Origin of the sequence: Staphylococcus simulans (assembly GCF_047037175.1) — a bacterium.
Classification (GTDB): Bacteria; Bacillota; Bacilli; order Staphylococcales; family Staphylococcaceae; genus Staphylococcus; species Staphylococcus simulans_C.
The window spans coordinates 2,098,427-2,114,960 of sequence record NZ_CP178241.1 but is presented as its reverse complement, the minus strand read 5'-3'; the positions used below and the strand labels follow the sequence as shown (position 1 = coordinate 2,114,960).

General features: G+C 40.0%; 8 protein-coding genes and 1 other annotated feature. Of the genes, 3 read left to right on the top strand and 5 right to left on the bottom strand.

Annotation, left to right across the window (positions count from 1 at the left end; translation table 11 throughout):
• Positions 1 to 8: 8 nt before the first annotated feature.
• The 5 genes from ACFCT9_RS10150 to ACFCT9_RS10130 form a co-directional block, all read right to left on the bottom strand.
• On the bottom strand, positions 9 to 6,959 hold the full coding sequence (locus ACFCT9_RS10150) for an Ig-like domain-containing protein (protein WP_412519047.1): 6,951 nt from the start codon (positions 6,957 to 6,959) through the stop codon (positions 9 to 11).
• Between the two features lie 438 nt (positions 6,960 to 7,397).
• The gene (gene ychF, locus ACFCT9_RS10145) at positions 7,398 to 8,495 is read right to left on the bottom strand and encodes a redox-regulated ATPase YchF (RefSeq protein ID WP_412519046.1); all 1,098 of its coding nucleotides are present in this window, start codon (positions 8,493 to 8,495) and stop codon (positions 7,398 to 7,400) included.
• On the bottom strand, positions 8,495 to 8,707 hold the full coding sequence (locus tag ACFCT9_RS10140) for a DUF951 domain-containing protein (protein ID WP_002480311.1): 213 nt from the start codon (positions 8,705 to 8,707) through the stop codon (positions 8,495 to 8,497). Before ACFCT9_RS10140 ends, ychF begins: the two co-directional genes overlap by 1 nt.
• A gap of 32 nt (positions 8,708 to 8,739) precedes the next feature.
• Positions 8,740 to 9,603 (bottom strand): mechanosensitive ion channel family protein, encoded by an 864-nt coding sequence (locus tag ACFCT9_RS10135; protein ID WP_412521665.1) that lies wholly within the window; start codon positions 9,601 to 9,603, stop codon positions 8,740 to 8,742.
• A gap of 83 nt (positions 9,604 to 9,686) precedes the next feature.
• The gene (locus ACFCT9_RS10130; RefSeq protein ID WP_412521664.1) at positions 9,687 to 10,490 is read right to left on the bottom strand and encodes a ParB/RepB/Spo0J family partition protein; all 804 of its coding nucleotides are present in this window, start codon (positions 10,488 to 10,490) and stop codon (positions 9,687 to 9,689) included.
• A 344-nt stretch (positions 10,491 to 10,834) separates the two neighbouring features.
• Positions 10,835 to 11,180, top strand: a binding site (T-box leader).
• A gap of 115 nt (positions 11,181 to 11,295) precedes the next feature.
• On the opposite strand from ACFCT9_RS10130, the gene ACFCT9_RS10125 reads away from it, so the two are divergent.
• The 3 genes from ACFCT9_RS10125 to metE are packed head-to-tail and all read left to right on the top strand — an operon-like array spanning position 11,296 to position 16,503.
• Positions 11,296 to 12,468 (top strand): trans-sulfuration enzyme family protein, encoded by a 1,173-nt coding sequence (locus ACFCT9_RS10125; protein ID WP_412519045.1) that lies wholly within the window; start codon positions 11,296 to 11,298, stop codon positions 12,466 to 12,468.
• Complete coding sequence (locus ACFCT9_RS10120) at positions 12,422 to 14,263, top strand: bifunctional homocysteine S-methyltransferase/methylenetetrahydrofolate reductase (protein ID WP_412519044.1); 1,842 nt, start codon at positions 12,422 to 12,424, stop codon at positions 14,261 to 14,263. The genes ACFCT9_RS10125 and ACFCT9_RS10120 overlap by 47 nt, the downstream gene beginning before the upstream one ends.
• Positions 14,260 to 16,503, top strand: coding sequence for a 5-methyltetrahydropteroyltriglutamate--homocysteine S-methyltransferase (metE, locus tag ACFCT9_RS10115; protein ID WP_412519043.1), 2,244 nt, complete (start codon positions 14,260 to 14,262; stop codon positions 16,501 to 16,503). Before ACFCT9_RS10120 ends, metE begins: the two co-directional genes overlap by 4 nt.
• Positions 16,504 to 16,534 lie beyond the last annotated feature (31 nt).

Below are 16,534 nucleotides of genomic sequence, written 5' to 3'. Positions count from 1 at the left end.
CCTCAGTCTTATTTATCTGTTTTTTCGTTATTATTAAAACGTCTTGCGATAAAACCTAATCCAAATAATGTCAACAATGAACCTAGTAACGGCATTGATGAAGGCTCATTACCTGTCTTCGGCAATGTTCGTTCATTATGCTTACTCACTCCTTGTTTTGCAGGAGTTTTAGCATTTAATGATGTTGCTTTTTTAACTTGATCATCGTGTTTGACTGGTGATTCTTTCTCGTTTTTCGGCTCATCTTGTGATGATCCACTAACGACTTCGTCTAATTTCTTATCACTTGTTTCATTCGATACATTAGCTTTCTCTTCTTTAGATATTGCTGTATTTTCATCTAGAGAAGTTTCCAATGATGTTTCTTCTTCATCTGTTGATTCATCTTCTAGTACCACAGGTGTTGATTCTGTCTCAGATTCTGTTGATGTTTCCGCTTCTTGTTCTTCACACACTTCTGATGTCGGTGCTGTCGGTACTTCCGCTTCTGGTGCCTCTGATACTTCTGGAACTTCCTCAACCGGTACCTCTGATTCTGTTGGTGTGACAACTTCAGATTCTTCTGGCGTTGGTGCTGTCGGTACTTCTGTTTCTGGTGCCTCTGATACTTCTGGAACTTCCTCAACCGGTACCTCTGATTCTGTTGGTGTGACAACTTCAGATTCTTCTGGCGTTGGTGCTGTCGGTACTTCTGTTTCTGGTGCCTCTGATGCTTCCGAAACTTCCTCAACCGGTATCTCTGGTTCTGTTGGTGTTACTTCTTCACACACTTCTGATGTCGGTGCTGTTGGTACTTCTGTTTCAGGCTCCTCTAATGCTTCCGGAACTTCTTCAACCGGTATCTCTGGTTCTGTTGGTGTTACTTCTGCAGATTCTCCTGGCGTTGGTTCTGTCGGCACTTCTGTTTCAGGTACCTCTGGCTCAACAGGAACTTCAACTAGTTCAACCTTACCTTCAACCGTTTCAGATTGATTGTCCGCTAAATCTTTAGCGTAAGCTTTTACGCTTTCATTACCAACAAGAGATTGTGAATCTAGTAATTCTACTTTCCAATTACCTTGAGCATCCGCTTTAGCATTTAAAACATTACCATTAGCTAATACTACAAACACATTTGAGTTGGCTTCTGCAGTACCACTGATAGATTGATCCGTAGATTTAATGCCATTAACAACAGGAGCTGCTGGTGCTTTTGTATCTTTTACTGTTTGTGTCGCTTCTGGTGATTGGTTATTCGCTACATCGGAAGCCACGGCTTTGATCACTGCGTCATGTGCTAATGGCGTTTCAACTTCTGTTGTCCAAGCACCTTTTTCGTCCGCTTTAACTGCTTTAGTAGAACCATCTGGCAACGTTAGTGTCACTGTATTCAATGGTTCGCTTGTTCCACTTACTACCTTTGTTCCCGCTTCTACCGTATTGATTGTTGGAACTGTTGGGACTTTCGTATCTTTCACTGTTTGAATTGCTTCTGGTGATTGGTTATTCGCTACATCGGATGCGACTGCTTTGATGACTGCCTCATGCGTTAATGGAGTCTCTACTTCTGTTGTCCAAACACCTTTGTCATCCGCTTTAACTGTTTTAGTTGTGCCATCTGGCAACGTTAGTGTCACTGTATTCAATGGTTCACTTGTTCCACTCACTGTTTTAGCGCCTGCTTCTACTGGATTAATCGTTGGTACCGCTGGGACTTTCGTATCTTTCACTGTTTGTGTCGCTTCTGGTGATTGATTATTCGCTACATCTGATGCGACTGCTTTTACGACTGCGTCGTGAGTGAATGGTGTCTCTACTTCTGTTGTCCAAACACCTTTATCATCCGCTTTAACTACTTTAGTAGAGCCATCTGGCAACGTTAGTGTCACTGTATTCAATGGTTCGCTTGTTCCACTCACTGTTTTACTTCCTGCTTCAATTGGATTGATTGTCGGTACTGCTGGTGCTTTTGTATCTTTCACTGTTTGTGTAGCTTCTGGTGATTGATTATTTGCCACATCTGATGCGACCGCTTTGATCACTGCGTCATGCGCTAATGGCGTTTCAACTTCTGTTGTCCAAACACCTTTATCATCCGCTTTAACTACCTTAGTAGAGCCATCCGGTAACGTTAGTGTCACGGTACTTAATGGTTCGCTTGTTCCACTTACTACCTTAATTCCCGCTTCAATTGGATTTATCGTTGGTACCGCTGGGACTTTCGTATCTTTTACTGTTTGCGTTGCTTCTGGCGATTGGTTGTTTGCCACATCTGATGCGACTGCTTTGATCACTGCGTCGTGAGTGAATGGTGTATCTAATTCTGCAGTCCAGTTGCCTTCTGCATATGCTTTAACTACCTTAGTAGAACCGTCCGGCAATGTTAATGTCACTGTACTCAATGGTTCGCTTGTTCCACTCACTGTTTTACTTCCTGCTTCAATTGGATTGATTGTCGGAATTGTTGGAACTTTCGTATCTTTTACTATTTGCGTTGCTTCTGGTGATTGATTATTCGCCACATCTGATGCGACTGCTTTGATCACTGCATCATGTGCTAATGGCGTTTCAACTTCTGTTGTCCAAATACCTTTGTCATCCGCCTTAACTGTTTTCATTGTGCCATCTGGAAGTGTCAACGTTACTGTACTCAATGGTTCGCTTGTTCCACTCACTGTTTTAGTGCCTGCTTCAATTGGATTGATTGTCGGTACTGCTGGTGCTTGTGTATCTTTCACTGTTTGGATTGCTTCTGGTGATTGATTATTCGCCACATCTGAAGCTACCACTTTGATGACTGCGTCATGTGCTAATAGTGTCTCAACTTCCGTTGTCCAAACACCTTTGTCATCAGCTTTAACTACTTTAGTAGAACCGTCCGGTAACGTTAATGTCACAGTACTTAATGGTTCACTTGTGCCTGACACTGTTTTAGTGCCTGCTTCTACCGCATTAATCGTTGGAGTCGCTGGGACTTTCGTATCTTTTACCGTTTGCGTTGCTTCTGGTGATTGGTTGTTCGCTACATCTGATGCGATAGCTTTTATGACTGCATCGTGAGTGAATGGTGTATCTGTTTCTGCAGTCCAGTTGCCTTTTTCATCTGCTTTAACTGTTTTAGTTGTGCCATCCGGTAACGTTAATGTCACAGTGCTTAATGGTTCACTTGTTCCACTCACTGTCTTAGTGCCTGACTCAATCGCATTGATTGTCGGTACTGTTGGGACTTTCGTATCTTTCACTGTTTGGATTGCTTCTGGCGATTGATTATTCGCCACATCGGATGCGACTGCTTTGATGACTGCCTCATGCGTTAATGCAGTCTCAACTTCTGTTGTCCAAACACCTTTGTCATCCGCTTTAACTGTTTTCGTTGTTCCGTCTGGAAGTGTCAACGTTACTGTACTTAATGGCTCACTTGTGCCTGACACTGTTTTAGTGCCTGCTTCAATTGGATTGATTGTCGGCACGGCTGGCACTTGTGTATCTTTCACTGTTTGCGTTGCTTCCGGTGATTGATTATTCGCCACATCGGAAGCAACGGCTTTGATGATTGCGTCGTGAGTGAATGGAGTTTCAACTTCCGTTGTCCAAACACCTTTGTCATCCGCTTTAACTGCTTTAGTCGTACCGTCTGGAAGTGTCAACGTTACTGTACTTAATGGTTCGCTTGTTCCTGATACCGTTTTACTTCCTGCGTCAATCGGGTTAATAGTTGGTACCGTGGGCACTTGTGTATCTTTCACTGTTTGTGTCGCTTCCGTTGATTTATTATTCGCCACATCTGATGCGACTGCTTTTACGACTGCGTCATGTGCTAATGCTGTATCAACTTCTGTTGTCCAAACGCCTTTGTCATCTGCTTTAACTGTTTTGATTGTGCCATCTGGAAGTGTCAACTTTACTGTACTTAATGGTTCACTTGTGCCTGACACTGTTTTAGTGCCTGCTTCAATTGGGTTGATTGCTGGTGCTTTTGGCGCCAATGTATCTGACACTTTTACGTTAATTGGTTCAGATACTGTACCATGTTTTCCTGTCGCAAATACCTGTGTAACATCGTTATGTTCTAAAGATGTCCCCTCTGGCAATTGTGTTGTCCACTGTCCATTTTTATCTACTTCTACTTCTGCTGTTTTACCGTTCGCAAAAGTAAGTGTGATAGTGCTTTCCGGCTCTCCTGTACCACTGATTTCTGTAGCACCTGCTTCAACTGGATTCACTGTTGGGGTATCAACTTGATACACTGCGACTAATGGGTTTAAGGTTTGTAATAATTCTTCTTTAATCGCAGGATCCGCAAATTCTAAGCCTGTTAATGCTTTAAATAATTCTCTGCGGTAATCTCTTTCAGGATGATTTTTAATAGCTTCCGCAACACGTGTTACGTCTGCTCTGATTGCTTCGTCGAAACGACGGTTTGCATCTGCTTGTGTTTCTCCATCCACAATAAATCCTTTATCAGTCAATGTATAAGTCAACGTTTCTCTTTCTGTATTTTCTTTAGAAAGTGTCACGTTGTCTTTCGTTTCATTTCTAACTAATGCACGGCGACCTACAGGTTCACGGTGACGTACGATTACTTTGTCACCATATTCTAAATCAAATTTTTGAAGTTCTGATGCCAGGCTTTGATTACCAATCAATGATTTATCTAATACTGTTGTTCCATCTGCTTTTTGAATCGTTACATGTGCATATTCATCTGTGAAATACACATGTGGTTTACCTGTGTTTTGTTTATATGTCACTTGTTTCGTATCTGGATTATAGCTTACTGATGCCATTTCCCAACTTGATATACCTCTGATAGAAATCGATTGAGTCACGTTATTTTGTACATCATCTTTTTTAGGATAATCAAGTGTAGCTTGGTTATCCGCACCTTCTTTTACTACCAGATATTCACTTTCAGGCAACGCATTTGTTGTTGAAAGCGGCGCAACAATTTTATACACACCTGCACGTAAATTAGAGAACACTGCTTTGCCATCTACAACTTCTGCACTTGCAACTTCTTGTGTTCCTTCCATCAAACTTACTTTGACATTGTCTGGCAACACTTGTCCGTTTAAATTAACACTCACTTGAGCATTCTCATGTACTGTTGTATCTGCTAAATCTGATGAGTTTACAAGCTCATAGATTGTAGCTAAGCCAAGTTTTTCTTTGATGCGTTGCTGTTCTGCAGGATTAGTAATTAAAGATGCTAATGGGTACGTGAATGTATTGTTGTAAGTGTCTAAATCATCTTTTAGTGATTGCGGCATTTGTACTTTATATAAATCAAAGTAAGCTGTACCATTAATGCCGTTTTTCGCTAACCAGAATGTCGTAATCCATCTTGGTACATCTTGTTCGAATGGTTTACCCGCTGCGTTCATATCCGCTTCTTCTTGACGAATACCTTTCCACAAATCAGTAAAGCCTTCAATACCTGTCAAACGCACCATTTTCGTCATGAAATCAAGGTTGCCGCGGAAGCCGCCATTATAGAAATTCATTTCACCTGAAGTAACTTTGTCATGAAATTCTTTTTGGATGCCTTCTTGGTTATTTCCATATGCCCAACCATCGTTTACGCCCATGATTTTAGTTTGATATTCATTGGCTAAGATATTATTTTCAACTTCAATTAAGTTCATTTTAGGATCATAAGTCATTGCGCCGTCATAACCATGACCGACTTCATGCAGTGCTAACCAACCTCTTTCAAGATAACCTGACATAGATGGGTTATTTGACCCCATGTTATTTGTTGAATAATAAGCAAGACCTGGTCCATGAGCATCCGCAATCGCAAAGTATTTTTGGCCTACATTATAGTGTACAGAGTTAATGTCATCGTTTAATCCAACCCATTTATCATAATGATTAATAACATCTTCATAATACGCAATCATATCTTCTAAGTTCATAAAGCCCCATCGGCCTGGGTTTTGGCCTAAGTTTGCGATGCGTTCACGGTCTACATTCGGGATTAAGAAAGCAATTTTATCGCCATCTACATAGCCATAACTTGTATTACGTGCTGCCCAATCTGCATCAAAAGCTGCCTTATCTCCACCTTTACGGTAAGTCGGCAATGTCACACCCGCATCACCTTCAACATAGTATTCCACGACTGGCTTTTTCGCTAATCCCGTAGGAATACGTAAAAACGCTGCACTATCCATCGTCGCAGAGACTTGTGTCCAACTGCCATCTTTAGAAACGTTCGCATTACGAATTTCTGGTTTGTCATTTGTCATCAAATCCACACGTAAATCCGCTTCATTACTGCCTTGTGCTTGTCTGATATAAAGCTTTTTATTGGCAGGTACGATCAAACCTAAACTTTCTCTGGCATGATAAATACCACGCTGCATTTTTGCAGTTCTCGCTACTTCTGATTTTTCATATACAGGAATTTCTTTGGCATAAACTTGCTCGTTAATCCCCTCTATTTTGGCAACAGGGTGAGCGTTCGCAGCGGGTGCTGGTGCACTTGTATTTGTAATAGGTTGTGCCGGTGCATCTGTCGTTGTTGCTGCTCTTGTCGCTACTTTAGGCGCTTCAGGTTGAACAGCAGGCTGTGATTGCGTAGTAGCTGTATCTTTAGCTGCTGTTGTCGCAGGTTGTGATACTTCTGGTGCAGTCACAGGTTCAGGTTTTGCTGTTTCGCTTGTTTGGTGATCAACAGGAGGTTGTTGAGTCGTAGCGTCTTGTGAAGCAGGAGCGTTATTAATTGTTTCGTTTGTTGCTGTAGGAACAGTCTCTTTAGTTTGTGCTTTTGCAGTGTCACTATTTGTTTCAGGTTGTGTTGTAGGGTTTACAACAGTTGTGTCAGTATTTTCTGCAGCTTGCGCTTGTTGATCCAGGGATGTATAGATTAATGTTCCAAATAGAACTGAAGCAATCCCTGCGCTAAATTTTCTAATGTGGTATTTATTTCGTAATTCTTTATCGAATAATACATCATGTTGCTGTTTTCTAGGCATTAAATGTTTCACTTCTTCCGTGTGTATTTGTTCTACACAATTCTATCATTAATTTTTTGGAAGATGTAAAAAACTTTATTGATTTACACAAGTTTTACTAAAAATTTTAAAATCTTTTCGAAGAGATAACTAGTTACTTCTATCTTAAAATGCTTGTTATTAAAGCATTTACATTATCACATAAAATCAATTAAAATAACTATCTATTCTGATATACGTTTAAACTTCATAAAACATCTCATCTTAAAAGTCATATATTTTATTCGAAACATACAATGAGAACGTAACAAATTTACGATATTGTTCTATTCATAAAATCCTATATACACACGCCTTAATGCCATACATACGAAATAAGCGCAAACAAAAAACACGCCCTCAACAGCGCACATTCATATGCTTTGTTGAGGACGTATTTATGAGATTAGTTATATTGTATTATACGTTGAATCTGAAGTGTACAACATCGCCATCTTGCATGATGTATTCTTTACCTTCTAAACGCATTTTACCTGCTTCTTTTGCACCTTGTTCTCCGTTATTTTCAACATAGTCGTCATAACTTGTGACTTCTGCACGGATGAAGCCGCGTTCAAAGTCAGTGTGGATAATACCCGCACATTGTGGGGCAGTCATACCTTTTTTGAATGTCCAAGCACGTACTTCTTGTACACCTGCTGTGAAGTATGTTGCAAGACCAAGTAGGTTGTATGTGCTGCGGATTAAACGGTTCAAGCCAGGTTCTTCGATACCTAGGTCTTCTAAGAACATGTCTTTGTCTTCATCATCTAATGTCGCAATTTCTTCTTCAATTTTCGCACTGATAACGATGACTTCTGAACCTTCTTTATCTGCGTATGCTTTAATTGTTTGAACTTTATCGTTATCCGCTTCATTCACTTCATCTTCACCAACATTCGCAATATAAATCATTGGTTTTGAAGTTAATAATTGTGCTTGTTTCACATATTTCGCATCTTCTTCATTGAATTCTAAGCTGCGAATTGGATCTCCGTTTTCTAAAGCTTCTTTGATGCGCTCTAAAATACGAACTTCATTCACTGCATCTTTATCTTTTTGACGTGCCATTTTTTCAAGACGTGGCAAGCGTTTATCTACAGATTCTAAGTCTGCAAGTACTAATTCCATGTTGATAACTTCAATATCATCAAGCGGATCAACACGACCAGAAACGTGTGTTACATTATCATCATCGAATGCACGGACAACTTGGCAGATTGCGTCTACTTCACGGATATGAGATAAGAATTTGTTTCCTAAACCTTCACCTTTAGAAGCACCTTTAACAATCCCTGCGATATCAGTGAATTCGAAAGTTGTAGGGAGTACTTTCTTAGGGTTAACGATTTCTGCTAAAGCATCTAAACGTGAATCCGGTACTTCTACAATCCCGACGTTCGGGTCAATTGTAGCGAACGGGTAGTTCGCCGCAAGCGCACCCGCTTTTGTAATTGCGTTAAATAATGTAGACTTTCCGACGTTTGGTAAGCCTACGATACCAGCTGTTAAAGCCATTAGTCATTCTCCTTCTCTTGTGTATCATGTGATACAAGTATTTTCTTTAATTTTTTATTAAACTCTGTACGAGGCATCATAATACTTCGATTGCAATGTTCGCATTTAATTCTGATATCTGCACCCATACGAATTATTTTAAATCGGTTTGCGCCGCAAGCATGCGCCTTTTTCATCTCCACAATGTCATTCAGACCATACTGAGCTGCCATTTACAATCCTCCATCATTATGAATTCTTATTACTAAGATTTTTGACCATTAAACTGCATCATAATAGGGGTTGGTGATTTAATGTCTTCTTGGTTCAAGAAGTTCGCAACCTCTTTACGTAAGATACGAGCGCCTGGCACAGTATTATTCGGTGTTGTTTCTGCTGCTATTTTCATGATATAAGCATTACCAGTTAAATTTTCAATCCCAAGAATCTCAGGTTGTGAGACAAAGAGATAATATTTAGAACTTAAAGATTCTAAGAAGTCCTGTAACTTACTCTCTACTTTATTTACATCTTCTTCCATCGCTATTGGTACTTCTACCAATGCTTTACCATTACTGATTGAGAAGTTGGTAATCTCTGACATGACACTATTCGGCAACACGGTTAATTCACCTGTATACGCATGTATACGTGTTGAACGAATACCGATAGATTGCACTGTACCTTCTGTAATAGGTGAACCGTTCAAGTTGATTTTAACATAATCTCCCACATCAAATTGATTCTCAAAGATAATAAAGAATCCTGTAATGATGTCTTTCACAATAGTTTGTGCACCAAAGCCGATTGCTAAACCAACGACACCAGCTCCGGCTAATAATCCTGTGACACTAATTCCAAATTTACCTAATATCGTTGTTAATACAATAAACCATACAACGTAACGCACAATATTCTTCAACATCGCACTTAATGTATGGGATCGTTTTCTGCCATGTGCATTGCGGTTTTGCAGTTTAAAGAACTGATCAATCGACTTATTGACTAAGTTGATAATAATCATCGCAACGACAACATAGATAACAATCATAATGAGTTTATTAAGTATCAATGCGTAGGTTTCAGGCTTCGTAAACGGCTCAATGAGCGAGTTGAAAACACCTTGCATTGTATTCCAAAACGTATTCAAAAAATCGTCCTCCTGTCATTTCACAACAATTATATATTTTACCATGAATACAACATAATTTCTTATGTTTCACTGTGTAATTGTTGAATCAAACGCTTAAATTCTTCTTCTGATTTGAATTCAAAAGTAATTTGACCTTTATTACGTTTCGTCGTTATCGCCACATTGGTACCAAAGCGTTCTTTCAGCAAGCGTTCTTGACGCTCAATCATACGTGGTTTCTTTGATTTTGTCTTAACCTCAGTGTCTGAAGGATTCGACGTCAACTCGGCTATATATTGTTCTAAATAGCGGACACTCCATGCCTCTTTCATCACTTGCTTGGCAATTTGTTTCATTTGGGCTTCGTCTTTTAATATGAGCAATGTGCGACCATGTGCACCAGACAACTTGCCATCTTTCACCCACTGCGCAATGGTAGGAGGTAAATTTAATAAGCGCAACATATTCGCAATATACGGACGAGATTTACCTAAGCGTTCAGCCACTTCTTTTTGTGTCAAATCCAAGTCATCCATCAATTTACGATAACTTTCCGCTTCTTCAATCGCATTCAAATCTTCGCGCTGCAAATTCTCGATAATCGCAAGTTCCATCATCTCAGCATCAGACATTTCTTTAACAATCGCCGGAATGGTAGCTAAACCTGCTAACTGCGAGGCTCTGAAACGGCGTTCACCTACAACGATATGGTAACCTTGAACCGTTTTGCGCAAGATAATCGGCTGTAATACACCATGTTCGCGAATAGATGCGGCGAGATCTTCTAATCTCTCTTGATTAAAATGTTTTCTCGGTTGATAAGGATTCGGACGAATCGAATCTAAACTGATAGCTGTGACATGTGCATCGTTCTCATTTGTCATTTCACGCACGTTCCAGTCACCTCACTTTCTGAGTTCCAAAATAACGTTATAACTTTGATTTTTGCTCCTCTCTTATTGTAAGGAAAATCGTTAGCGCAATAAAGGAAAATTCATTACTCGTTTGAGAAATAACGGCTGAAATGTGCCCTGTTTCAAAAAAAATATAAAAAAATTTTATCGCTGTTCAACCCTTGGTACACTTATGTTTATGCTACTTTAAGTTATCAGTAAAAACACACTTTTCTGAAAATTCTGTTGACAAACAAAACAAAACCAATATACAATGTGGTCATCAACAAAAAACAAATCTTTTTACACAAAAGATAACGAATTGAATATCGTTTAGAAACACGATAATAAGGAAAGTAGAACTTAAACTGCTGACACAGAGAGCTTCTGTCCGCTGAAAGGAAGCACAGAAAGAAAGTTTGAAAATGGCCTTGGAGTGGTGGTGTCGATATGAGGCATCAACGGGGGCGCCCGTTATAGCGCTACAGTATTAACATTTTTGCATAATGGCGTACTGGAATGACGCACACGTTATTGTTACTCACAGCGACAGCTGATACATATAACGGAACCGACCTTCAGTAGCTGCCATGAACAGATTTAGCGTACTGGAAGAGGTTGCTTTAGCAATAAAGCAGCGAATTAAGGTGGTACCGCGAAGCTCAAGCTTTCGTCCTTTACATCCGATTTTTTCGGGTTTAAAGGACGGAAGCTTTTTTTCGTGGTCAGCTTCCCTCCTTAGTTCCAGAACTTCCGCAGCCAAAAGCAATCTCAATAACTAAAGGAGTGTATATGTATGTCACTATCATCAGAAACAAATTTAATTAAGTACCATCAATTCCCGCACATTTTAGCAGCCAACCCGCCACTTTATGACTCATCGACTTTCCCAACAGCATTGATTGGTTCAGAGGTTCCTTACGATTATGCAAGATCAGGTCATCCGAACCGAGCATTGTTAGAAGAAAAGCTTGCAGCACTTGAAGATGCGAAATACGGTATCGCTTATAACTCAGGAATCGGTGCCATTTCAGCAGTTTTCTTCTTACTGAAATCAGGCGATCACTTAATTATTCCAAATGATGTATACGGCGGCACATACCGCTTATGCGAACACGTTTTACCAAGTTTCAATATCGAAGTCACAGCAGTAGATACAACAGACCCGAAAGCCGTTGAACAAGCGATTCAAGAGAATACAAAGTTAATTCACTTGGAAACACCGTCAAATCCATTGTTTAAAGTGACTGATATTCAAGCCATCGCAGATGTCGCAAAACAACATAACATCTTGGTTTCAGTCGACAATACATTCTTGACACCCCTATCACAAAAGCCATTGCATTTAGGTGCTGACATTGTTATCCATAGTGCCACAAAATTCTTAAGTGGCCACAGCGACTTAATTGCAGGTGCAGTTGTGACGAACAACGCGGAAGTAGCAGAATCATTACAATTCTTGCAGAACACTTTAGGAAGCGGATTATCAGCTCAAGACAGCTGGACACTGACAAAGCATCTTAAAACGCTTTATGTTCGATGGAATCAATCAGTGAAAAACACACAAAAGATTGTTGAATTCTTGAAATCACGACCTGAAATTACTGAAGTGTATTACCCAGGAAATGATGAAATCAATCAACGCCAAGCTGAAAATGGCGGTGCAGTACTTGGTTTCAGACTTAGCGAAGCAGAAAAGGTACCAACATTTGCGAAAGCTTTAAAAATACCGCAAATCGCAGTCAGCCTAGGCGGCATTCAAACCATCGTCTCTCATCCAGCAACAATGTCACATGCTTCTGTACCAGAAGATGTGCGTAACGAACGCGGAATTACGTTCGACCTCTTGAGACTGAGTGTGGGCTTAGAAGACCCAGACGAGTTGATTGCAGATTTTGAAGCAGCATTGGAGGAAGCATACTATGAGCCGATTTCTACAAACTTTGAGCGAGAACGTATTAGTAGCTGACGGTGCAATAGGAACGATTCTCTACTCTGAAGGGATCGATACTTGCCCTGAAGCATACAATCTCACTCATCCAAAGAAAATAGAACAAATTCATCGATCTTACATTGAAGCTGGCGCAGATGTTATTCAAACCAACACTTACGGTGCAAACTTCGAAAAGCTCCAAGCTTTCGGATTAGAACACCAAGTAAGAGACATCACACGCGCCGGTGTCCAAATAGCGAAACAAGCAGCCAATGAAGACACGTTTATTTTAGGCACTGTCGGAGGTTTTAAAGGTGTGAAACAAAATGACTTGTCATTATCGACGATTTTGTATCACACAGATATTCAAATTGAAACACTGATTGACGAGGGTGTTGACGCACTCCTCTTTGAAACTTATTACGATTTAAACGAACTCTTGCAAGTCATCAGAGCGACGAAGAAAAAGTACGATATTCCAGTCATCGCACAGTTAACCGCTTCTAGCACCAATTACTTACAAGACGGTACAGAAATTAATGAAGCACTTAAACAAGTAGAAGCAGAAGGTGCAGACGTCATCGGCTTGAATTGCCATCACGGTCCGCACCACATGCAGCAATCTTTTACACATATTGAGATTCCGCAACATGCGCTTCTCTCATGTTACCCGAATGCCAGTCTCTTAGATTTTGAAGACTCTGCCATTCAATACAGCGACAACGCTTCTTACTTCGGTAAGATTGCAGAAACACTCGTAAAAGAAGGCGTGCACTTAATCGGCGGCTGTTGCGGCACCACACCTGAACATATCCGCTTCATCAAACAAGCGGTTCAAGGTTTAAAACCGACATTAGAAAAGAAAGTTATTCCAATCAGAAGAAAAAGTAATTATCCTTCAATTCCAGTTCAAAAGAATAACTTAACGACTAAAGTCAAAGCAGGCCCGACAGTCATCGTCGAACTTGATACACCAAAACACTTAGATACAACGAAATTCTTTGCGAATGTCACGAAACTAGACAAAGCAAAAGTCGACGCGATCACACTAGCAGATAACTCACTCGCAACCGTACGCGTCAGCAACATCGCGGCAGCGAGTATTATTAAGCAGAATTACAATATTGAACCGCTGGTCCACATTACCTGCAGAGACAGGAACTTAATCGGTTTACAATCTCATTTACTCGGCTTATCACTGCTTGGGATTAACGAGATACTCGCGATTACAGGTGACCCATCTAAAGTGGGGCATCTGCCGGGTGCGACGAATGTTTATGATGTCAATTCACGAGGTTTGACTGAACTTGCTGTTCGGTTTAACCAAGGGCTTAATATTGATGGCGGCGCATTGAAAACTAAAACAAACTTCAATATTGCAGGCGCGTTCAACCCGAACGTCCGCAAGATGGAAGCAGCGGTGAAACGCTTAGATAAGAAAGTAGCCTGCGGGATGAGTTACTTCATTACCCAGCCTGTCTACACCGTCGAACGTATTCAAGAGATTGCTGAAAAGACAGCACATCTCGATACACCGTTCTTTATTGGTATCATGCCGATCACAAGTTATAGAAATGCAACATTCTTACACAATGAAGTACCTGGCATTTCATTGCCAGATGAAATATTAGAGCAGTTTGAAGCGGTTAAAGATGATAAACAAAAAACCAAAGAACTGAGCTTGCGCATCTGTCGCAAATTAATAGATGAAGTAATCAAACACTTTAATGGATTGTATCTCATTACACCATTTGAACAAGTCGATTACTCACTCGAACTTACACATTACTTTAAAAAACAAACTGAAAAAAACCAGGAGGCAATAATATGACAATTACAACAGCAAATATCGGATTCCCACGTTTAGGACGCAAAAGAGAATGGAAGAAAGCAATCGAAAGTTATTGGGCAGGCAAAACAAATTATGATGAATTAACAACTACTTTAAACGACCTGCACAAAGAAAACTTATTATTACAAAAACACTATAGCATCGACAGCGTACCTGTTGGAGATTTCTCATTATATGACCATGTATTAGACGTATCACTATTATTCAACATCATCCCAGAACGTTTCCAAGGCCAAGAAGTCAACGACGATTTATTATTCGACATCGCACGTGGTACAAAAGATAATGTCGCAAGTGCCTTAATTAAATGGTTTAACACAAACTATCACTATATCGTACCTGAATGGGATAATGTAACACCTAAATTAAACCGCAATGTCTTATTAGAACGTTTCGAATTCGCGAAACAATTAAATGTGAACGCGCACCCTGTAATTTTAGGTCCGGTAACATTCGTTCAATTGTCACGCGGCGGAGATCAAACATTTGAAGAAAAAGTAGATGCATTACTTCCACTATACAAAGAAGTCTTACAATCACTTGTTGATGCAGGTGCTGAATACATTCAAATCGAAGAACCTGTCTTAGTTACAGATGACGCAGAACAAATTCACGACGTTACACGTCACGCTTACGAATACTTCGACAAAGCAGGATTAGCTGACAAATTAATCATCCAAACTTACTTTGAACATGTAGACTTAGAATTTGTGAACAGCTTACCTGTTAAAGGTTTCGGTTTAGACTTCGTACATGACCGCGGTAAAAACCTTGAACAAATCAAAGCAGGCAAATTATCTAAAGACAAAGCCCTCTATGCTGGTATTATTGATGGCCGTAATGTATGGGCTGCAGATATCGAAGCGAAAAAAGAATTAATTGAAGATTTAGAAAACTATACAAATGAATTAGTGATCCAACCATCATCTTCTTTACTTCATGTACCTGTATCACTAGATGATGAAGAATTAGATCAATCTATTGAAGAAGGATTAAGCTTCGCAACTGAAAAATTAGATGAATTAGACGCATTAAAACGCGTTATCAACAACGGAGACAGTGAAAAATACGATAAATTAAAAGCAGCTTACGAACGCTTCCAAAACCAAGCATTCAAAAACCTTGAATACGACTTTGACAGCGTACGTACACAACGTGAATCAGCATTCCCTGAACGTAAAAAAGTCCAAGATGCACGCTTAAAATTACCAGAATTACCAACAACAACAATCGGTTCATTCCCACAAACAAAAGAAGTACGTAAAAAACGTGCTGACTGGAAAAACCACCGTATCAGTGATGAAGAATATAACCAATTCTTACGCGATGAAATCGCACGCTGGATTCAAATCCAAGAAGATATCGGCTTAGATGTATTCGTACATGGTGAATTCGAACGTAACGACATGGTTGAGTTCTTCGGTGAACGTTTACAAGGCTTCTTAGTAACAAAATATGGTTGGGTTCAATCATACGGTTCTCGTGCAGTTAAACCACCTGTTATCTATGGAGATGTTAAATGGACTAAACCAATCACAGTGGAAGAAACAGCTTATGCACAAAGCTTAACAAAACACCCTGTAAAAGGTATGTTGACAGGACCAGTCACTATCTTAAACTGGTCATTCGAACGTGTAGATATTCCACGTCAAGAAGTACAAGATCAAATCGCTTTAGCGATTAACGAAGAAGTTTTAGCATTAGAAGATGCTGGTATTAAAATCATCCAAGTTGATGAACCTGCATTACGTGAAGGTTTACCATTACGCTCTGAATACCATGAAGAATACTTGAAACAAGCGTTACGTTCATTCCGCTTAGCAACATCTTCAGTGGCAGATGCGACACAAATTCATACACATATGTGCTATTCTCAATTCGGCGAAATCATTCATACAATCCACGACTTGGATGCAGATGTGATCTCAATCGAAACATCACGCAGCCATGGTGCTTTAATCAAAGACTTCGAGGATGTAACATATGATTTAGGTATCGGATTAGGTGTTTATGATATTCACAGTCCACGTATTCCGACTGAAGAAGAAATCACAGTCGCAATCAACCGTGGTTTACAAGAAATTGACCGTTCATTATTCTGGGTTAACCCAGACTGCGGTTTGAAAACACGTAATGAAGACCAAGTAAAACAAGCATTAACTGTTTTAGTATCAGCAGTTAAGAAATTAAGAAACAAAGAAGGACAAGAAACAGCTTAATTCACTTGTCATCAGTGGTTTGCGAGTGAGC